General features: G+C 70.7%; 16 protein-coding genes. 7 read left to right on the forward strand and 9 right to left on the reverse strand.

Features of this window, described 5'->3' with window-relative positions:
- Positions 1–90: 90 nt before the first annotated feature.
- The 3 genes from ABZX40_RS20815 to ABZX40_RS20825 form a co-directional block, all read right to left on the reverse strand.
- Positions 91–1,107: a CU044_5270 family protein gene (locus ABZX40_RS20815; RefSeq protein ID WP_355740389.1), complete on the reverse strand. Its 1,017-nt coding sequence runs from the start codon at positions 1,105–1,107 to the stop codon at positions 91–93.
- Positions 1,104–1,745 (reverse strand): RNA polymerase sigma factor, encoded by a 642-nt coding sequence (locus tag ABZX40_RS20820; protein WP_355740387.1) that lies wholly within the window; start codon positions 1,743–1,745, stop codon positions 1,104–1,106. Before ABZX40_RS20820 ends, ABZX40_RS20815 begins: the two co-directional genes overlap by 4 nt.
- Positions 1,746–1,962: 217 nt before the next feature.
- A complete protein-coding gene (locus ABZX40_RS20825) occupies positions 1,963–3,684 on the reverse strand; it encodes an MOSC domain-containing protein (RefSeq protein ID WP_355740385.1) in 1,722 nt (573 codons plus the stop codon).
- 144 nt (positions 3,685–3,828) lie between these two features.
- On the opposite strand from ABZX40_RS20825, the gene ABZX40_RS20830 reads away from it, so the two are divergent.
- Entirely contained in the window at positions 3,829–4,479 is a 651-nt protein-coding gene (locus ABZX40_RS20830) for a TetR/AcrR family transcriptional regulator C-terminal domain-containing protein (protein ID WP_355740383.1), read from the forward strand.
- 282 nt (positions 4,480–4,761) lie between these two features.
- On the opposite strand, the gene ABZX40_RS20835 is transcribed toward ABZX40_RS20830, so the two are convergent.
- Positions 4,762–6,249: an FAD-dependent oxidoreductase gene (locus ABZX40_RS20835; RefSeq protein ID WP_355740381.1), complete on the reverse strand. Its 1,488-nt coding sequence runs from the start codon at positions 6,247–6,249 to the stop codon at positions 4,762–4,764.
- Positions 6,250–6,873: 624 nt separating this feature from the next.
- On the opposite strand from ABZX40_RS20835, the gene ABZX40_RS20840 reads away from it, so the two are divergent.
- The 4 genes from ABZX40_RS20840 (at position 6,874) to ABZX40_RS20855 (ending at position 12,104) form a co-directional block, all read left to right on the forward strand.
- Positions 6,874–8,298 carry an APC family permease gene (locus ABZX40_RS20840; protein ID WP_355740379.1) on the forward strand — a complete coding sequence of 475 codons (1,425 nt, stop codon included), beginning with the start codon at positions 6,874–6,876 and terminating at the stop codon, positions 8,296–8,298.
- Between the two features lie 798 nt (positions 8,299–9,096).
- Positions 9,097–9,813, forward strand: a complete 717-nt coding sequence (locus ABZX40_RS20845) for a GntR family transcriptional regulator (RefSeq protein WP_355740377.1) — start codon at positions 9,097–9,099, stop codon at positions 9,811–9,813.
- A 46-nt stretch (positions 9,814–9,859) separates the two neighbouring features.
- Complete coding sequence (locus ABZX40_RS20850; protein WP_355740375.1) at positions 9,860–11,026, forward strand: FAD-binding oxidoreductase; 1,167 nt, start codon at positions 9,860–9,862, stop codon at positions 11,024–11,026.
- Between the two features lie 226 nt (positions 11,027–11,252).
- Complete coding sequence (locus ABZX40_RS20855) at positions 11,253–12,104, forward strand: MerR family transcriptional regulator (RefSeq protein WP_355740373.1); 852 nt, start codon at positions 11,253–11,255, stop codon at positions 12,102–12,104.
- A gap of 106 nt (positions 12,105–12,210) precedes the next feature.
- On the opposite strand, the gene ABZX40_RS20860 is transcribed toward ABZX40_RS20855, so the two are convergent.
- Entirely contained in the window at positions 12,211–12,711 is a 501-nt protein-coding gene (locus tag ABZX40_RS20860; RefSeq protein WP_355740371.1) for a carboxymuconolactone decarboxylase family protein, read from the reverse strand.
- A 223-nt stretch (positions 12,712–12,934) separates the two neighbouring features.
- Between ABZX40_RS20860 and ABZX40_RS20865 the strand changes: the two genes are divergently transcribed.
- On the forward strand, positions 12,935–13,858 hold the full coding sequence (locus tag ABZX40_RS20865) for an RNA polymerase sigma-70 factor (RefSeq protein ID WP_355740369.1): 924 nt from the start codon (positions 12,935–12,937) through the stop codon (positions 13,856–13,858).
- Between the two features lie 373 nt (positions 13,859–14,231).
- Here ABZX40_RS20865 and ABZX40_RS20870 read toward each other — a convergent pair whose 3' ends face one another.
- The 3 genes from ABZX40_RS20870 to ABZX40_RS20880 all read right to left on the reverse strand — a co-directional run bounded on the left by ABZX40_RS20870 (position 14,232) and on the right by ABZX40_RS20880 (position 17,951).
- Positions 14,232–15,473, reverse strand: a complete 1,242-nt coding sequence (locus tag ABZX40_RS20870) for an RICIN domain-containing protein (protein ID WP_355740367.1) — start codon at positions 15,471–15,473, stop codon at positions 14,232–14,234.
- A gap of 211 nt (positions 15,474–15,684) precedes the next feature.
- Positions 15,685–17,328 carry a pyruvate, phosphate dikinase gene (locus ABZX40_RS20875; RefSeq protein ID WP_355740365.1) on the reverse strand — a complete coding sequence of 548 codons (1,644 nt, stop codon included), beginning with the start codon at positions 17,326–17,328 and terminating at the stop codon, positions 15,685–15,687.
- Entirely contained in the window at positions 17,325–17,951 is a 627-nt protein-coding gene (locus tag ABZX40_RS20880; protein ID WP_355740363.1) for a transcriptional regulator, read from the reverse strand. Before ABZX40_RS20880 ends, ABZX40_RS20875 begins: the two co-directional genes overlap by 4 nt.
- A gap of 412 nt (positions 17,952–18,363) precedes the next feature.
- Between ABZX40_RS20880 and ABZX40_RS20885 the strand changes: the two genes are divergently transcribed.
- The gene (locus tag ABZX40_RS20885) at positions 18,364–19,476 is read left to right on the forward strand and encodes a TetR/AcrR family transcriptional regulator (RefSeq protein ID WP_355740361.1); all 1,113 of its coding nucleotides are present in this window, start codon (positions 18,364–18,366) and stop codon (positions 19,474–19,476) included.
- Positions 19,477–19,754: 278 nt separating this feature from the next.
- On the opposite strand, the gene ABZX40_RS20890 is transcribed toward ABZX40_RS20885, so the two are convergent.
- Complete coding sequence (locus ABZX40_RS20890) at positions 19,755–19,937, reverse strand: hypothetical protein (RefSeq protein ID WP_355740359.1); 183 nt, start codon at positions 19,935–19,937, stop codon at positions 19,755–19,757.
- Between the last annotated feature and the right edge of the window lie 454 nt (positions 19,938–20,391).

The raw sequence follows: 20,391 nt of genomic DNA on the forward strand, positions 1-20,391 counted from the left end.
CGCTACGACAAACGAGCCCACCACTACCAAGCCCTGGTCACCCTCGCCTGCCTGCGACTATGGCTCCCCACCTGACATTGCGGACACGCCCTAGGGAATGTGTCCCGCTTCGTCGGCGATGCCGCTGTCGACGAGGGCGACGGAGCTGACGACCGTGCCGGTCCTCCCCCACGCGGTGTCCTTCACGAGGACCGTGCGCTCACCCAGCAGCCGGGCCGTGCTCTCGTCGAAGATCCACTCGGTGCGTTCGCCGTCATGTGTCCGGGCGACGGCGACTCCGTGCCGACCCGCCGCGTCCACGGCGTCGGGGACGACATCGACTCCGGGGATGAGGGCAGCAGCCCGGTAGAGAGCTGCCGTTGTTCCGGGGGGCGTCACGCCGTTGCGCAGGAGGTCGCCGATCGTGACGAAGGCTTCCTGGTCCGGTCCGGTCGTGGAGTCGGAGCCGGCTCCGTGGTTCTTCTCGGCATCGTCGCGGATCCGCCTCAGCAGGGCGTCGGGATCGGTCGGCAGAGCGGCCAGGAAGGAGTAGGTCGGTGAGTTCAGGTTGCCTCCGCCCGCCGTGCCCGGGATCAGGGAGTCGGTGCCGTCCTTGCGCTGGAGCGTGGGCTCGTTGCCGTCGACCGAGGTCCACTGTTCCATGCCCTCGTCCTGACGCGAGAGTCGCATCGTGCCGGACGCGGTCTCGGACAGCACCGAGGTGTGGCCGACCGTCCTGACGTAGGTGTACTGCCCGGCGCGCACCGTCGTCTGGGGCGTGGCTGCGGCGGCGAGGGCCGCCCTCTCCAGCAGTCGGACCGAGGCCGCCGAAGCCGGCGGCAGGTCGGACGGAGCGTCAGGGGATCCCAAGCCGGCACCGAGAACGACGACGGTCGCTCCGGCGGCCACCGCCGTTCCCAGCACCAGCCCCCAGCGCCTGCTCGGGCGCAGTGACACGAGGGACGATCCGGATCGCGCCTGCTGCCGGTCGACCTCGCTCAGGAAGTGCGCACGACGAGCTGCCATTCGTCCGGGGAGCGGCTCCGGGTAGGGAGCCGGAGGCAGTACCCGGCTCGCCCGCTCGCGCTCGGACTGTTCCCGCTGCTGCATGCTCTGCTCCGGGCTCATCGGGTGCTCCTCCTGTGGGACGTGCGGGCTGTGGCCGCCCCGCTCCGCGACGGGTGTCCGCTGCCGGTCCGCGGTTCCGCGCCACGCCCATCCGCTGTGAGTTCCTCCTCCACCAGCCTGCGCAGTTTCTCTCTCGCGCGTGAAAGCCGGGAGCGTACGGTGCCGACAGGAATCCCCAGCGCCTCGGCGGTCGCGGCGTACCCCAGATCGGACCAGACGACCAGGGTGAAGACCTCCCGCTCGGTCCGCTTCAGACGCTGCAACGCGCGGGCTGCGACAGCCAGCCGCTGGGCGTCGGCCATCTGCCCGACCACCTCGTCCGAAAAGTCGGGCAGCGCCTCCGGCAGCGGCAGACGGGACATCGCCTCCCGGTGCCGGCGGGCCGCCCGGCCGGTGTTGCGCATCACGTTCGTCGCGATCCCCAGCAGCCACGCCCGGACGCTTCTCACTTCCTCGCGCAGCTTGTCCCGCAGCCGCCACGCCTCCAGAAACGTCAGCGATGTGACGTCCTCGGCGAGAGACCAGTCGCCTGTCGTCCTGATCGCATGGGCATAGACGACACGCGCGTGCTCGTCGAAGATCTCGGCGAACGCCGCCCGATCACCGGACCGGGCCCGTTCACGCAGTATGAAGTCCACACCAACAAGTGTCCGCGCAGCTGCACCGGTTCCACTTCTTCGCCGTCGACATCTGAATCGTCGACGGCCAAGGCCACTATGGCCGCCCGCAGCGCGGCCGACGAAAGGCGAAACGGGGGCGAGCGGGCACTGCCGTGAGTCGAGAACGCGCGTCGGTCGGCTGACCGAGGGCAGCAGGAGACCACCGTGGTGCGGACGCGCCCCGGTGAGTGTTCGGTCAGGCGTCGATGGTCAGTTGTCGGGTGAGGGGTTTGCCGATGCAGAGGAGGGCGTCCCGGGAGCCGTTGGTGGTGGGTGTGGTGGCGGATGCGTCGCCGTCCAGGAGGGCGTGGCGGCAGGTGTGGCAGGCGCCTGCGCGGCAGTCGGAGGGGACGTCGACGCCTAGTTCCTCGGCCAGTTCCAGGAGGGTCAGATCGTCCTGGGCGTGCCAGTCGGTGGTGATGCCGGAGCGGGCGAAGGTGACGCGCGCGGTGTCGATCCCGGCCGTTCCGACCGTGACCGGGGTGAACACTTCGGTGAAGGTGCGGTCGGGGTTCGCGCCCTCCTCGATCAGTGCGTCACGGAGCCCGGTGCACATCTCGTCGGGTCCGCAGAGGTAGAAATCGGCCTCGTACCAGGGGATGCGCAGGGGTTGGGCGGGGTCGCCGAGGTAGTTGTCCTTGAGGATTTCCAGGACGAGCGGGAGAGTGATCCGGCCGCGGATCTGGAAGTCGGTGCCGGGCCGGTCGTATTCCTCGGGTGCGCTGAAGACATGGGTGGCGGTGGCATTGCCGAGTTCCGCGATCAGGCGGTCGATTTCGTCGCGAAAGGGCTGCCTGGAACGGTTCTTGGCGCCGTAGAGGAGATACAGCGGTGGGGCCTGCGTGCCGCGTCGGACATGGGCCTGGAGCATGGCGAGGATCGGGGTGATACCGATTCCGGCGGCGATCAGGACGACGGGGCGGAATCCGCCGGTGTCGAGGGTGAAGGAACCCGCGGGGGCTCGCAGCGCGAGAGAGGTCCCGGTGGTGGCCCGGGTGTGCATCAGGCCGGATGCCAGGCCGGAATCCTTGACGGTGACGCGGTAGGTGCCTGGTTTCTCGGTGTGTTCGGAAAGGCTCCACTGGCGGACGTGCGACGCGCCGGACTCGGACCATTGCGCCGGCAGGCGTACGGAGACGAATTGTCCGGGGCGGAATTCCGGCAGGGTTTCCTCGTCGTCGGGGCGCAGTGCGAACGAGCAGACCTCGGGGCTCTCCCGCACCACCTCGCTCACCGTGAACGGCCGCCAGCCCTGCCAGGCGCGAGGGCGGATCCGGCGGGCGGCGCCGGTCGCCTTCGCACCCAGGACCAGCCGGACGGTGCCGGACAGACAGGGCTGGTCGAGTGCGCGCCGCAGGGGTTCGAGGGGTGGTTCGACGCCGCCGGAGCAGTAGTGGGCGAGGTCGGCGACGGTGGGGTTGCGCTCGTCGCGGCGCAGCAGGCGCAGGGCGTCGCCGGGGCGGACCTCGCCCGGGTCGATCACGCCCAGGTACATTCCCGTATGCCCGGATACGGCGAACCGGGAGAGGAAGGTCTTGGGCAGGCCGAGTCGCCAGGCGAGTTTCCAGCACGGCACCCGGGGCCCCGCGACGACCAGCCGTACTTCGTCGCCCAGGGCGAATTCATCGCCGAGGCGGATTTCGGTCTCGTCGAAGTCGGTGAGGGTGAGGTTCTCGCCGAAGAATCCGTCCGGCCAGGAATCCGGGGCGGTGCCGAGTTCTTCACCCCAGTAGCGGTAGTGGTCGCGGGAGAAGGCGTAGACCGCGTCGACATGTACCGCTTTCTCGTTTCCGAGCGGCCCGTCCGGGGTGATCAGCCAGGGGCGGGGGGCCGGGGACTTGATGTGCGCGCTGGGCACGTCCTGTCCCCCCATGTCATGGACGGTCACCTTGCCGATGGAGAAGTTCAGAAGTTTCATGAGCGTTCCCGGCATTCCTGGAATTGATCACGGATCAAGGGGGATAGGTGCAGTAGAGTTGATCCCGGATCAATTCGTCAAGAGGGCGGTAGGGATTGCCCCCAGGGCAACGGAACCGACTTCTCCGGGAAACCAGGGGGACATGTGTCGCCACGCAGGGCCGGCACCGCGCTCAGCCGCGAGAAGGTCGTCATGGCCGCGATCGACGTACTCGACGAGACGGGTTACGACGGACTGACCATGCGACTGGTCGCCAAGCATCTCGGCGTTCAGCTCAACACGGTGTACTGGCACGCCTCCAGCAAGCCGGAGCTACTGGAGCTGATGGCGGACGAACTGCTCGCCCCGGCCGTCACCGGGCCGCTGCCGGAGCCGTGGGAGGAGCGGCTGCGCGTGCTGCTCGGGCGCTATCGGGACGCGCTGCTGGGCCACCGGGACGGGGCACGGGTCGTGGCCGGCACCTATCCGGTGCTGCCCAACACCCTGCGCCTCGCCGAGACCCTGCTCGCCACACTGATCGACGCGGGGCTCTCCGAGCGGACCGCGTCCTGGGCCACCTGGCACGCCTCCCACCTGGTGATCGGGTCCGCGCAGGAGGAACAGGCGGCCCCCGCGGCGATCGGCGACCGGCTGCGCCAAGGGGTGGACGCCGAGCGGTATCCCCTGCTGGACCGGATCGTGGGGGTCCACACCGACAGCGCCTACGGCGAGCGGTTCGCGTTCGACGTGGAGCTGTTCCTGACGGGGCTGCGGGGTATGAGGGAGCGGGATGGGAGGGAAGGGGAGGAGAGGTAAGGCGACGACAGGGAGGGGGAAGGGGAAGGGGAAGGGAGAGGGTGAGGCCCCGGGGGCAAGGCAGGTGGGGTAAGGCCCAGGAAGGTGGGGCCGGGCGGCGGGGCCGGGGTTGAGGCCCCTGGAGGTGACAGCGGGGGGGTGGGGCCGGAGTCGCGGCCAGGGAGAGGTGACGCCGGGAGGTAAGGCCCGGCGAGGCGAGGCCGGAGAGGTAGGGCCGGGCGGCCGGGCCGGGATGGGGGCCAGGGAGAGGCGATGCCAGGGGTGACGCGGCCCCACCCTGGATCATCCCCGGCCGGCCCACTCCCCCAGCGCGACCGGCAGGTCCTTCGCTATGTCGGTGTTCTCCCGCGCCACCCAGGCCACCCGGGCGTCCGGCCTGATCAGGGCCGCGCGGACGCCGTCCCACTGGGGGCCCGTGGCCGTGAGGCCGGACACGACCGAGGCCCGTCCGGACCAAGGCGCGGAGTGCGTCGCCAGCGCGCCGGTCACCGTCGGGTCCAGGGCGAGCAGCGCGAAGGTGTCGACGCCCGTGCCGGTGAGCGGGCCGCCGTCCGCGTTGCCGTCGTGCTCGATGTGGGTGACCCGGTCGAGCAGCAGGGGGTCGGCCATGTACCGGTCCTCGTCCGGCTTGGGGTCGGCGAAGCCGGTCACCCGGCGGGCCCAGAGGGTGTTCAGCTCGGGCAGGGCCAGCGCCTCCGACCACACCTGACGCAGGGCGAACTCCGACGGGGTGCGGGCCGCGAACAGGGCGAGCTGGGCGTTGGTGTTGTCGATGACGGCCTGTGCGGCGGGGCGGCGTTCGACGCCGTAGGTGTCGAGCAGCCCTTCGGGGGCCCAGCCCTTGATGGTGGCGGCGAGTTTCCAGGCGAGGTTGGTGGCGTCCTGGATACCGGTGTTCATGCCCTGGCCGCCGGCCGGGAAGAACTGGTGGGCCGCGTCCCCGGCGAGCAGGACGCGCTCCTTGCGGAAGTCGTCGGCGAGGCGGGTCGCGTCGCCGTAGCGGGAGATCCAGACCGGGGAGTGCATGCCGAAGTCGTCCCCCAGGAGGCCGATGGCCCACTGGCGGACCTGCTCGAACGACGGCGGCTCCTCGGGCGGGAGATGAATCGTCCCGGTGTCCACACCGGCGACCCGGTACAGTCCGTCGCCGATCGACTGGACCAGGATCGAACCGGACCTGCCGAGCCCGCCGCGCGGCCCGTCCGGCTCCCTGGTGAGCCGTACGTCGGCGAGCCAGCCGGTCTGGGTGCCGGGCAGCCCGGGGAACCCGATCCCGGCCTGCGCGCGGACCACGCTCCGGGTGCCATCGGCGCCGACCACCCAGGCCGCCCGGTACTCCTCACGATGGCCCTGCGGTGACTGGACCCGGACGGTCACTCCGTCCGCGTCCTGCGCCAGGCCGATCACCCTGCGGCCACGCTTGACCGACACACCGAGATCGAGGCAGTGCTTCTCCAGCAGGGTCTCCGTCGTGGACTGCGGGATGCAGAGCGAGAACGGGTGCCGGGTGCCGAGCACCGAGAGGTCGAGGCGGGTGGAGGACGCCCCGAAGTGCCCGGTGGGGATGACGCTGCCCGCGTCGATGAACGGCTGCGCGATGCCCCGGGTGGCGAAGGTTTCCAGCGTGCTGGCCGACATGCCCACGGCACGTGAGCGCGCGTCCCGGACCTCCGTCCCCTCCAGGACGAGCACCGCGACACCGGCTCGCCGCAGTTCGGCCGCGGTCCACAACCCGACCGGGCCCCCGCCGACCACGATGACATCTGCCATGACCTTCGCCTCACAACCTTGGGAGAACCATTTATTGATCCAGGATCAAGAGAATGTGACATGAAGGTACGGAGGCACGGGCGGACCCGTCAAGAGTGGTTCACGGCCACCCGGGAGAAGAGGGGTTCATGGCCACCCGGGAGAAGAGGGGTTCATGGCCACCCGGGAGCGGATCGCCGGCGTCGACGCCGGAGACGCCTCGACTTTTCATCGCGTACGCACTCTTGACGCATTGATCCTCGTTCAAGTGTACTGACGCCGAATCCAGCGTCTTGATCCAAGATCAAGGGATCTGTTGATCAAATTGATCAGAGAGTCAAGGGGCGGGCGGGTCATGGACCCCATGCCCCACTGGGTCAATGCGGTCAATGCCGTCAACGCCCTCACTGCGGTCAACGCGGCCAGGAGATTGCTTACGGCGATCCATGCGAGCAGCTCCGGCCCGACAAGCGCCCCCCGTTGCCCCGCGCCGGGGGCGTGAGGCCCCCGTTCCGCTCATTCCAATCCGCTTCATCCCGCTCCATCCAGTTCCACTCCATCCCGCTCCATCCCGCTCCATCGCGTTCCGCTTCATCCCGCCCCATCCCGTTCGTTCCGTTCACTGCATGTGCCGGAGGAGTCCCCATGGAAAACCAGCCCGCCGCCGGGAAGTCGCTCAGACGGGGCGCCATCGGCGTACCCGGAATGCTGTTCATGGTGATGGCGGCCACCGCGCCGCTCACCGCGCTGTCCTCGAACTTCACCCTCACCTTCGCGCTCGGCGCGGGGACCGGGACCGTGGGTGTGATCATCGTGGTCGCGGCGCTGCTCGCGGTGTACACGGCCGGGTATCTGGCGATGGCGCGGACCGTGGTCGACAGCGGCGCGTACTACGCGTACATCGGGTATGGGCTCGGCCGGGTGGTGGGCGCGGCCTCGGCGATGGTGGCGGCGGTGCTCTACAACGCGGGCACGGTGGGGATGGCCGCGCTCACGGGCTACTTCACCCAGGGGTTTCTGGCCTCGGCGTTCGGGGTGGATGTGGCCTGGTGGGTGTGTGCGGCCGTGGTCGTCGCGGCGACCGGGGTGCTCGGTCATCTCGGTATCTCGATCGCGTCGAAGGTCACGACCGTGGTGTGCCTCGTGCAGTTCGCGATCGTGCTGGCACTGATGGTGGCGGTGCTGGCCGATCCGGGGAGTTCGTATCGGGCCGATGTGCTGGCTCCGGAGGCGGTGTTCGGCAGTCAGTTCGGGCTGTCGATCGTGTTCGTGCTGCTGTCGTTCGCGGGCTACGAGGCCAGCGCGAGCTACTCCGAGGAGGCGGGGAACGCGCGCCGGCAGGTCGCCTGGGCCACGTATCTGGCGCTCGGGCTGCTGAGTCTGCTCTTTGTCGCGGCCTCCTGGACCGTGGTGGCGGCCGTCGGGGATGTCGCCGGTGCGGCGCAGGCCGATCCGGGCGGGCTGGTGACCGGGGTGGCCACGGCTCACCTGGGGGCGTGGCTGGAGCCGGTGCTCGGGGGGATCATCGCCGTCAGCTTCTTCGGCGCGACGGTCTCCTTCCATACGGTGGCCGCGCGGTATCTCTTCTCGGTGGGGCGGGCCGGGCTGCTGCCGCGGCGGCTGGCGGCGGTGCATCCGCGCCGGGGGACTCCGCACATCGCGCACACCGCGCAGGTGGTCGTGATGGTCGGACTTCTGGTGCCGTTCGCGGTGGGCGGGCTGGACCCGCTGCTCAGTCTCGTACCGGCAATCGCCGGGGTGACCTCGCTCGGGCTGCTCACCCTGATGGTGCTGTGCAGTGCGAGCGTCCTGGTGGCGGCGTTCAAGGGCACCCTGACCGGATCCGTCTGGGCCACGCGCATCGCTCCGGCGCTGTCCCTGCCCGCACTGTTGACCTGCGTGGTGCTGATCATCACGCACTATCCACAGGTGACGGGGAGTGAGTCAACGTTGATCAACTGTATGCCGGGGCTTCTGGTGCTGGGTGCGGTGGTCGGCGCGGTGAGGGAGTGGCGACGGGGGCGTCCGGGGGCGGTGCCGCTGGTGGTGCCGACGGCGGCGGAGGGGTGACAGGGGTCCGTACGGCGGGAGGGGTCGGGGACGGTTGTCTCGGGCCCTCCTGTTGTGGAAGGGGGATTGGTACGGGCGCTCTGCGGGTGGTGTGTTGCGGGTCGTCGGAGGGGGCGTGGCTGCTCGTGCCGGACCGGGCCGGGAAGACGCCCTCGCCCTGCTCGCCGGGACCTACCGCTCCCTATGGGGGTTGAGGTGCCGGATGCCGAGTGTGCGGAGTTCCAACCGCTGGATGGGGCCGGGCTGGCGGGCTGCACTCATGGCCCTCGACTGATGCCTGGACGCCGGTTGGGCCGTGACCACCCCCGCGCAGACCAGGGAGGCTGCCGCTCTTCGGTGCTGGTGGCCCCGGTACCGGCCCCATTACCTGGACTCTATGCGGTGGCTCTGACATCCGGGCCGGAGCTTGAAGAACAAGCTCAGTGGGTGGTCCTCGTCCTGGCGCGTCTCGGGCGATTCCCACGGCCAGCGGCATTCCGCCGTGCTGTTGCCCACGCTCGCCGAACCCGCCGAATTACCGCCGGCCAGAGCTGCCGGGCTGCTGGGCTGCTGGGCCGCACGACGGTGCGGCGCAAGTCCTGCGGCGCTGACCGGCTCGGCGATCGGGGGCGTGCTGATCGCCGTACTCGATGTCGAGATCGCGCCGTTGGCGGATGCGGCGACCTTCATGGGCCGCCAGCGCGGACCTCAGGGAGGCTGGTCTTGGGGCTGGCCTGCCTCTCGGCAAGGCAGTCGCTGAGTAGATATCCTCGGCGAATCAATATTGACCGGTCAATCCACCAATTGTACGGTCTCACCGTGACCGTGCCCCTCTACATACAGATCAGGCGCGAGATCGAAGCGAAGATCCGGACCGGGGAACTGCCCCCCGGCGCGCGATTGCCGAGCGAGATGGAGCTGCGTGCCGAGCACGGTGTCAGCCGTGCGACCGCTCAACGGGTCTTCAATGACCTGGCCGAAGCGGGACTGGCGATCCGCCGGAGGCGCCACGGATCGTTCGTCGCGGATGTGACGCGGCAGATCAATCTGCTCAACTTCGTCACCCCCGCAGCGGCTGCAAAGGGCACACCGGGCAGACACGAGGTCGTATCCGCACGGATCGTCCGGGCCGCCGACGCCGTCCTCGCCCTGCCCGGCGCCTCCGCCGACACGGCCGTGGTGGAACTGGTCCGCCGCAAGCTGAATGTGCGTGAGGAGCCTCAGTCGGTCGAGCGGCACGTTGTCCTGTTCGCCGCCGCCCCCGACCTGCTGAACGAGAATCTCGAAGACCTCGCCACCCTCCCCTATCTTCAGCGCAAGGCAGTGCCGGTCGACACGATCCGGCTCTACCTCGACCCGGTGGTCCTCGACGAACACGACGCCGCGCTGCTGGACAGCCGGGCCGGAACGCCCGCGCTGATGCGCCGCAGGGAGTTGCGTGCCGACGGCGACGGAGGCGCCGTCGAAGTGGTCACGACCCTCGTCCGGCCGGGAACCGCCGAGTTCTTCGTGGAACTGCCCGTGCCCGTCATGTGAGCGGCGGAGAGCCGCGTACCGCAGCCGGAAAGGAGATCCGCACACCATGAAGGTCGTCGTCGTCGGCGCCGGAGTGCTGGGCGTGAGTGTCGCGAGGCAGCTTGCCATCGCCGGGGAGGAGGTTCTCCTGCTCGACCAGCGGGGAGCGGGAACCGGGACCACCGCGACCACCTTCGCCTGGACCAACTCCAGTCGGAAGCCCGACCCGGACTACCACCGGCTCAACCTCGCGGGGATGGCGGAGCACAGCAGGCTCGCCGGGCAACTGCGCGGCCCACCGTCGTACTTCCCCAGCGGGGCGCTCCAGTGGGCGGACGCCGCGAACGAGCAGCGGCTCGCCGACAACGTGGAACGACTGCGGTCGCTCGGCTACCCGGCGCGCTGGGTCACCCCCGGCACCGCGGCTCGGATCGCGGGTGAGCTCCGGATCCCGGCGGCCATCACCTCCATCGCGCACTTCCCGAGCGAGGGATACGTTCTGCCGGACCTCCTGGTGAACAACCTGCTGGCCGATGCCGAGCGGCACGGTGCCAGGTGCCGGATCGGCGAGGTCGTGGCCATCGACGACAGAGCTGACGGAGTGTCCGTCACCCTGGCCGGGGGTGAGGTCCGCACCGGCGATCGAATCGTCCTCGCGGCAGGGCGCTGGACGGAACGGCTCGCCGCGACGGCCGGAATCGACGTTCCCATGGTGACCGACACCAGCCGCGGCGCGCAGACCGTCGGCCTGCTCGGGTACGCCCGGTCCCCGGCGCTCGACCTGCGCTGCGTGATCCACAGCCCCGGACTCAACCTCCGTCCCGAGTCCGGCGGGCGTACCGTCCTGCAAGCCCTCGATCTCCATGCGGACGTCGACCCAGCGGACCCTCCGTCCGTGGACGGGGACATCGCGCACGCCCTCGCCCGACGGTTCTCCGCCCTGCTGCCGCACCCCGGCCGGGCGCCGGAGATCGACCTGCGCGTCGGGTTCCGGTCCTTGCCGGTGGACGGCCACACCGTCGCCGGCTACGCCTGCGCTCAGTCCCGCGTCTACTGCCTCGTCTCGCACAGCGGGATCACCCTGGCGCCGATTCTGGGACGGCTGGTCGCGGCCGAGATCTCCACCGACCAGGAGCAGGATCTCCTGAGGGCCTTCCGGCCCGCACGATTCACCGGCGTACGACGCGCGGACATCGAGGTGGATCAGCGGGCCACCGGTCTGGGCGAGCAGTAGCCCGGTGCCCTCCGCCGTTCGCTCTGCAACGCTCGGCGGCTCACGGGTGAGGGGCAAGGGTGACTCCGGCATGCCCGGATCGGCGACGGCGGCGAGGGCCCGGTGCTGAGCGAGGGCCAAGGACCAAGGACCGGATTGCGGTGGTGGCGGGACGCGGGTGGGTTGCAGCTGCCGTAGCGGCATGTGATGTCGTCGGGGCACCACTGCGAGAAAGGCCCGCTTCGCGATGTACGCCTCTGTCATGCCTCCCCGCCAGGTCAAGATCGGTGATGCCGCCGCCTTCGCCGGTACCACCCCGCGCGCCATCCGCCACTACCACCAGATCGGGCTGCTGCCGGAGCCTGAGCGCGGCGCGGACGGCCGCCGCCGCTACGGCTACGACGACATGATCCGGCTGCTCTGGATCCGCAAGATGGCGAACGCCGGAATCAGCCTGCACGACATGCGGTCCGCCTTCGACGGAGCCCGGGACATCGAGGAGAGCCTGGGCCGGTTGGAGGACACCCTGGCCGCTCAGGAGGCCGACATCAGGCGTCAGCGCGCGGCAGTCCAGCGGCTGCGGGCCGTGGGCAGCCCCCTGGGGCTGCTCTCCTCCCTGGTGACGGACCGGCTCAGCCAGCTGCCCACGGGCGCCCTGCGCCCTTCCGACCTGGACGCCATGCTGATCACGGAACGGATCTTCGGACCGTTGGGAGCCGCCGTCCAGGCCAGCGTCTTCATCGCACTGGCCACCCACCCCGACCTGCGGGCCGAAGCGGATCGCCTCGACGCGGCCGACGCCGCCCTCGACGACAGCGTCGATCCCCATGACCCACGAGTCGAAGAACTCGCCGCGCGGCACTGCGCGCACCACAAGGCCCTGTTGCAAGCCACCGAGGCGGACGGGCTGGACGCGGCCGAGGAGAGGCTCTTCGAGATCTACGACGCCGACCTGACGGGCGATGAGGACGCCCGGCTGAGCGCCTTCGAAGCGAGCACGAAGATGCCCTACGACTTCTCCCCCGCCCGGCAGCGTTGCATGGAACTCACGGCGGAACTCATTGCCCTGGACGACCACGACACCCCGGACGACTGCTGATCGATGCCTGCCACAGGCAGAGCGGCGGGAGCGGGCGGCCGGTGCGTCCACCGAGCGGCCGAGACGGTTCCGCCGCTGCTGCCAGCCGGGTTCCGCGTCGTCCCGTTCATCGCTGAGGACCGACCCCTTCGCGGGTCTCTCGGGCGAACATGCCCGGCTCGTACGAACCCCCCGGGTTGTGCACGATCACGTTCATCCGGGTGGCCGCGTTGATCAGGGAGACCAGGCAGACCAGCGCACCGACCTGGTCGTCGTCGTAGTGCCTGCGCACCTCGGCCCAGGTCTCGTCGGACACGCCGTGGTCGCCGAGGCGGGTGCCTTCCTCGGCCAGGGCCAGCGCGGCCCGCTCGGCGGCGGTGAACACGGTGCTGTGCCGCCAGGCGGCGACCAGGTTGAGCCGGAGCGGGGTTTCACCGGCGGCTGCGGCCTCCTTGGTGTGGACGTCGACGCAGAAGCCGCAGCCGTTGAGCTGGCCGACCCGCAGCTCCACCAGTTCCCGCAGGGTCTTCGTGAGCGTCGATGCCTCCAGCGCCATCGAGGTGTTGTAGAACCGCCTGGCGACCTTCGCGGCGGTCGGGCTGTCGAACAGGTTGAAACGGGGTTCCATGATGGCGTCGTCCTCACTCGTGGTGTTGCCGGTTACTGACCTGGACGGACACAAGATGCCGGCGGCCCGGTCCCTGTGACGCCATGGCGATGTGGCACCCGTCACCCTCCGCGGGCGTCACAGAGTGGTGGGGGCCGGCGTCTGGTGTACGGCGCAGTCATGAGTGAACGAATCGATGGATGGACGGACGGACGGACGGGAGCCCGCGATGAACGACCCAATCATGAGTGACCGGGCAGAGGACGCGTCCGAGGGGCGCCGCGCCGCTCGTGGGGACCATCTGGACACCGTCACCCGGCCGTTCGTCACCCACCGCAATCTGCTGTTCACCGTCGCCTACGAGATGCTCGGCTCGGCCGCCGACGCCGAGGACGTGCTCCAGGAGACCTGGTTGCGATGGGCGGGCGTCGATCTGGACACCGTACGGGACCAGCGCGCCTACCTGGTCCGGATCACCACCCGGCAGGCACTGAGCCAGCTGCGCACGCTCGGGCGGCGCAAGGAGTCCTACGTCGGCCCCTGGCTGCCCGAGCCGCTGCTGACCACGCCCGATGTCGCCGAGGACGTCGAGCTGGCCGACAGCGTCTCCATGGCGATGCTGCTGGTGCTGGAGACACTCACCCCGACGGAACGGGCGGTGTTCGTGCTGCGCGAGGTGTTCGACCTCGGATACGACGAGATCGCCGAGGCCGTCGGCAAGAGTCAGGACGCGGTCCGTCAGATCGCCCACCGGGCACGGGGTCACGTCGCCGCGCGCCGGCCACGCGGGGCCGCGTCCGCCGCCGAGAACCGGCGCACCGTCGAGGCGTTCCGGCAGGCGGTCGAGACGGGCGACCTGCGACGCCTCCTGGACATCCTGGCCCCGGACGTCGTCCTGCTCACCGATGGGGGCGGAGTGGTGCGGGCCGCGCCGGTACCCGTCGTGGGAGCCGATCAGGTGGCCGGTGTGCTGGGCAGGATCGGCGCCGCGATGTCGTGGCGGTCCGCACGGGTCAACGGCGACCCGGCGCTGATCGTCCGGCTGGGCGGCGAGATCGACACCGTCCTGGCGATGCGCATCGACGACGGCCTCGTCACCGGGCTCTACGCCATGCGCAATCCTGAGAAGCTGTCGCGTCTGGAGCGGGAGACCACGCTGCGCCGCTGACGGCCGGAGGACGCCCGCCGCGCGACGCCGGGGGCCGCGGCCTCCGGGCCCCACCGCTGGTGGAGCCCTACCGCACGGACACCGTTCCTGGCTCGGGGAGGGAGCGCCGCCTGGCGGATGAGCGTCCGTCCGCGGTGCCCTCGTCCGTCCCTCCACGTTGGGGTCCCGGGGCTGGCGGGTGCCCGATGCCGGGGAGGGTTGCGGCGGACGGCGGACGGCGGGGATCCCGCGCTGCCGTCCGCCGCCCCGCCGGTCGGATGTCCCGCCGATCACAAGCCCCTCCGTCACGCGGACCCAAGGCCGACGGCCGCAGCCCCCGCCGACCGACGGGGACTGCGGCGCTGGCGCTCTGTCGCTCGCGGACGGGGCGGGCCTACACCGTGGGATGCAGGAAGAAGGTCTCGTTGGCCACCGGGTCGGGTCCGTTCGGGCCCTGCTCGTAGGGCCACTGGATGACCCAGGCGCCGTCCTGGGTCTCGTTGTTGTTGATGTTGGCGTACAGTCCGGTGGCCTCGTTGCGCAGGGCCGTCAGGTTCGGGAAGGTCGGGTTGGGCTCCTCCAGGGTGAAGTTCTGGGTGTCGTGGTGCGGGGCGCCCTGACCGGGGTCGCCCCCGTCCGGGTGGCAGTCCCAGATGTTGAGGTAGTCGCCCGCACCGGACCTCGGTCCCGAGTCGACGTCGAGGCACTTGCCGCTCGCCTTGCTCACGATCCGGTACATCGGCCTGCCGCTCTCGCCGGTGATGCCCAGCGGCCGGAGCTGCCACTGCTGGTTCACGGCAGCGGTGTTCTGGTACTGGATCACATGGGTGCCGTTGGCGCGCTCGTCCTGGTACACATCCAGGACCCGGTCACTGTTGTCCGCGTGGATCGTCAGGTCGACCGGTCCCGCCGCCGCCTGGAGCGAACCGAAGCGGATGGGCCAGTGGTCACTGCCGTGGTTGGGCAGCACCGTGGCCTGCCAGCGGTTGGTGTGGACATCGGAGACCATGTAGTCGAGTTCGTTGCCCGACAGCTGGGTCGCCTGGCCGCCGTGGTAGATCCGGGCGCCCGGGGGCACACCCATCATGGCCAGGTCCTGAGGGCTGCGGTTGAAGTCGCCCAGCGCGACCCAGTCCAGGAAGTTCCCGTACATGGCGGCTTGCTCGATGCGCCGCAGCAGCGAACCGGCGTCGTTGCCGCCACCGGATGCCGCGTGCACGGAGGCGAACATGACGTTGTCGGCCTCGTTGACCACCGCCAGCGCGGGACGGTAGACCCCCTGGATGACCTGGACGCTGTCCGGCTGATAGGTGGTGATCATGCCGAGGTGGCGGCTGGTCGTCCGCAGGATGAACAGATGCCGCAGCGGACCGTTGCCCTCCACCCACAGATAGTGCTCCACACCGTTGACCAGGCCCTGGAAGGTCGCCCCGGCGGGATGACCCTGCGGCACTTCCTGAAGAGCCACGGTGTCGTGGTCACGGGCGAGGGTGTACGCGCCGCCCCACTGGTTCGGACCGGCCTGCATGTTCCAGGTCGCCACGACATGGCTGTCCGCGTTCGCCGCCTGCGCCGCCGTGCCGCCGCCGAGCAGCGCCAGACAGGCGAGGAGCAGCGTGGCCAGTACGGCCGTCAAACGGCGCGGCCGAACCCGTTTGTCCCCCATGTTCATTCCCCCTGTTGCCTGTTGCGATCGTTCTGGATGGGATGTCGACCCGTACACGGCCGGGAGCGGAGGACGGTTCAGAAGGGTCGCCACGAAATGGGTGAGGGCTGTCGTCGGTCGGGGAACCGGACCTTGGCGTGGCTCGCCCGCCCCGGTCTCCGGCCCCTTCGGGGTCTTCGTGTCAGATGTCGCCGCCGGACGCCAGCGCCGCCTGGGCCGCCGCCAGGCGTTGGGCTTCGCTGCGTTGGACGCCCTCCGGCGAGCGGTCGCCCGCGATCTCGTCGGCCCAGGCGAGCAGTCGGCGGAGGTGGCCGCCGGCCGGGTCGGTGCTGATGCGGGGGCGGCCGAGGACGACTTCGCCGCTGGTCCCGTCGATGGTGACGAAGGTGCCCTCGTCGAGGCGGAGACCGCCGACTGTCACGGAGCCGCTGCCGCCCTCGCCCTCGCCGTGCCCGTCACCCTCGCTGTCGAAGGCGAGGCCGGGCGCGCCCACGACCGCGGGCTTGCCCAGCGCGCGGGCGACGACCGCGGCGTGGCTGGCCGGTCCGCCTCGCGCGGTGACGATTCCCGCGGCGGCGGCGAGGCCCCGCATGTCGTGCGGGGAGGTCTCCGGGCGTACCAGGATGACCGGGGCGTCCCTGGCCAGGCGTACGGCCTGCTCCGGGGTGGTCGCCACCCGGCCGGCCGCGACGCCTGGGCAGGCACCGATGCCCCGTGCCAGGAGGTGGGTGTCCTCGGACGACGCGATGCGTGGCGTACGGACGTGCCTGAGGTGTTCGGTCGAGATCCTGCGCAGCGCCTCATGGCGGCCGATGAGCCGTTCGTCGACGAGTTCAGTGGCGAGGCGGACCGCGGCGGCGCCGGTGAACCGGCCGGGTCTGACCTGGAGGAGCCACAGCGCGCCGGACTGGTAGGTGAACTCGGTGTAGCAGGCGTCCCGGTAGTGGGCCTCGATCCGGCCCAGGGCGTCGCGGAGTTCCGTCCACACCGCCGGTTCCCGCTCGGCGAGTGCGCGCAGGGGCCGGGTCGTCGTCCGGCCGGACACGACGTCCTCGCCCTGGTGCCCGAAGAGAACCTCGCCGTACGGGGTCTTCTCGCCGGTGGTGGGGTCGCGGCTGAACGCGACCCCGGTGCCGCTGCGGGCGTCGCGGTTTCCGAACACCATCGACTGCACGATCGCGGCCGTGCCGAGATCGTGGGGGATGTCGTGCAGGGCGCGGTAGGCGCGGGCGCGTGGCGCGTTCCAGGACGAGAACACGGCCTCGATGGCCCGTTCCAGCTGCTGGTGGGCGTCGTCCGGGACGGGTGTGTCGCCGGTGGTCGCGTCGGTGAGGCTCGACAGGAAGCGCTGTCGCGCGTTCTCGGCGAACGCCGGGTCGCCGGTTTCGGCGGCCAGGGCGGCGCGGGCCCGGGTGGTGAGGCCGAGGTTGAGGATCGTACTCATCATGCCGGGCATGGACACGCTGGCGCCGGAGCGGACGGACACCGCGAGTGGCCGGGGCGGTCCGCCGAAGGTGCGGCCGGTGGCGCGTTCGAGGTCGGTGACGGCGGTCGCCAGCTCGTCGTGGAGTCCGTCGGGCAGCCGACCGTCCCGCAGGAAGGCGCGGCAGGCGTCCGTGGTGACGACGAACCCGGGCGGGACCCGCAGTCCGAGGCGGTGCAGGAGGGCGAGGCCGAGTGCCTTGCTGCCGAGGGTTTCCGGTGCCGCGTCTGTCTTTTCCGGCCCCGCTCTCTGGTCCGTTTCCGGCCCCTCGCCCGGCTCCGGTCCCTCCCGCGGCTCCGCTCCCTCGCCCGGGTCGGTGAAGAGCGGGCGGATCCATCTCATCGCTGCCTTCCCAGGGTGGCGAGCAGGTCCTCGTGCAGTTCCGCCCACACGGTGTGGTACGAGGCCGTGCTGTCGGTGACGTACACCAGCTCGCCGGTGGCGGCGCGGGCGAGGGCGTCGGCAAGGCGGATCCGGTAGCGGCCGAAGCGGGGCAGCGCGGCGCGGAGTTCGGCGCAGACGGGGGCGACGCGCCGGTCGAGGTCGGTGAACCGGTCGAGGACGCGGGCGTCGTAGGCGGGGTCGAGGTGGTCGTTCGCGCTCATGACGCCGTCGACGGCTCGGAGTTGCCAGGCACTGCAGAGATCGAGCAGCTCCGGGTTGAGGATGAGGAAGCGATCGAACGCCGCTTCGACGGCGCCGCGTGTGCCGGCTGAGTCCAGCTCGTATGTGATCCGCTCGGCGTCCGCGGCGCGGCCGGTGTGGGTGAGCGCCCAGCAGGGCGTGTCGCCGGGGAACCGGGTGACGAGACCGGTGGCCCCCAGGTCGATGAGTTCGGACTCGACGTCGGGTTCGTCGAGGCCGGTGACGGCGGAGAGGCGGCCGAGGCTGGCCGCGCCGGCACAGCGCAGGGCGTGCAACACCCAGAGGCTGCTGTTGGTGGTGGGCGTTTCCGACCAGGTCATGTCGTGTCCCCCGGGTGTGCGGTTCGCTTGGTGGGAAGGCTGTCGGTGGTGCGGAGGCGTGTGGGCGGGCGTATGGGTATAGGCATACGCATGCGTATGTGCTGTGCGAGTCGTTCGTGTACGGGCGCTTCGGCGGCCCGAGTACCGCCGCGATGGCGGACCATGCCTGCCGTGGTGTGTTCCACGGGCATGACGAGATCGACCCGCCCGGTCAGTTCGTCGTCCACGCGGGCCGCGAGGCTCACCCCGTCGGCCGTCGTCGTCGGGCCGAATCTCCTGACCAGGCCGTCGGCCTCGAACCCCTTGTCACCCATGATCATCCACCCATCCCGTCTCCGATGTTCGATGCATTCAGATGATGCTGACATCTGGATGATGGTTGTATCATGCCATCGAGCGGAGAGGGGAAACGATGGCGCGGTTGACCCGGGCGCAGCAGCAGGAGCGGACGCGGGCCGCGGTGCTGGTCGCGGCCCGCGAGGAGTTCGCCGAGTACGGCTATGCGGAGGCCAAGGTCGACCGCATCGCCGAGCGGGCCGAACTGACCAGGGGCGCGGTCTACTCCAACTTCACCGGCAAGCGCGCGCTCTACCTCGCGGTGCTCGCCGAGGACGCCGAGCGGCGCGTGGCCGCCGCCGAAGCCCCGGTGGCCTCACCCGGCTCCGCAGGGCGTGCCCTGAGCGCGTTCGCCCGGGTCTGGCTCGAACGACTCCCCCTCGCCGGTGACACCCCCGGCAGCGGACAGTTGCAACTGCGCTCGCTGTCCGGCGTGCTCGACACCGCGCCGGGCAGGGCCGCGCTGGCCGGACTCGTACGGTTCGAGGCGCTGTTGCTCGCTCTGGCCCTGGAGTCGTGCCCCGGGTCCGGTGCCCGGATGGCGCGCCCTGCCTCGCTGGCCCTGACCCTGCTCCACGGTGCGGCCGGCCTCGCGGAGAACGCCCCCGGGATCGGCGACCCGTTCGACCTGGCCGACGCCGCCGAGCACCTGGCCGGCATCGCCCTCGCGGACGACACGGAGCCGCCTCACGCGCCCTTCGTCGCTCCGGCGCGGCCTGCGAAGGATCAGTGGGTGCCGCCAGGGGGCTTGGGTGACGAGATCACCGGCCGTCCGGTCGGCCTCGGCGGCGACGGCATCGTCGTCGCGCTGGGCGTGGCCCGGCTGTCCGCGGCCGAGGAGGCGGTCCGCGCGGCCCGGCCCGGCGACGAGGTGACGATCGCCGTCCTGACGGGCGACCCGGCCGAGACCGGCAGGCTGGCGCGACTCCGTCTCCTCGACCTCATCGGCTGTCTGCGCCGGGTCTTCCCGGTGGGGGAACTGCCTCGGCTGCGTGTTGTGTTCAGCGACGACGGTGCGGTCGCCGACGCTCTCGGCTGTGACTCGGTCGGCGACGATACCGAGTGCGGGGTTCGGGTGACGGACGGGGTGGTCGTGGCTCGCGCGTGGGGGCGGGGGGCCGGGTATGCGGTGGCCTGCCATGGCGTTGTGCACCGGCGGGATGGGCGGAAGCGGGCTGAGGGCATCTGAGGTGTTGTGGGTTGAGAGAGGCGCGAGGCCGCGGCCCCCTTCTGCCGCGGGACTTGAGCGGCGAGGGGCGGGACTTGAGGCGTCGAGGGTGGGCATGTCCTTGTCGGGCACCGTCCGGATGGGCGCCGTGATCAACTGCGGTGCGTGCGCGTCGGCACGGCTTCGTGTGGCTGGTGGCTGGTGGGGCGTCGGTGTGCCGCATCACCCCCTGCTGCTGGAGGTGTTGGTTACCCATCGGGGCGTGACTCGGCGGACGCCCCGGCACTGCGCACCTGCGGCTACTGGGCGCCCACACCGAGAATGACGCCGATCACGGCCACCAGGACTCCAAGGACACACGCCCCGGCCATCACCGAGGCGTTGAGCGCCGGGTGCCGGTGTACCGCGTAGCCGACGGCGACGACGAGCAGACCGGTGACAAGGACGAGGAGCAGACCGAGCATCAGGTGGAGCGAGGACATGGGCGTCCCTTTCGGATTCGCGTGCGCGGCGGCGCCGTACGCATGGGTGTCAGGAGAGGGGGAAGTGGCGAACGTGCGGAGGGAAAGCGGTCGGTTCCGGTGGGCGCGGACACCATGCCGTGGTCGGGGGCAAGGCCCGCAACCGCGTGCGAGGGAGTTGCGCTGATCCGAGTACAGCCCCCGGGGGTTGTCCGTGGGGGTTTCCCGGACGGCGGGCCCGGCTCCGGGACTCGTGGCGGGCTGGGCACCGGAATCCTGGATTGTCCTGGACACCCTCCGGAACGGCCGGACACCATGGACGCCAGTCTCAGATCGGCGTTGGGGAAAGGGCACCGTGGCAGCGACATGGCGGCGGTTTCGTGCGGACCTCGTCCAGCTCATGAGAAGCGGAGGCGTCACCCCCAGTCAGCTTCTCGGTGCAGCCCGGCAACCACCGCACCCCGCCGGTGGCCCA

The organism is Streptomyces sp. NPDC004610, assembly GCF_040609715.1.
Lineage (GTDB): Bacteria > Actinomycetota > Actinomycetes > Streptomycetales > Streptomycetaceae > Streptomyces.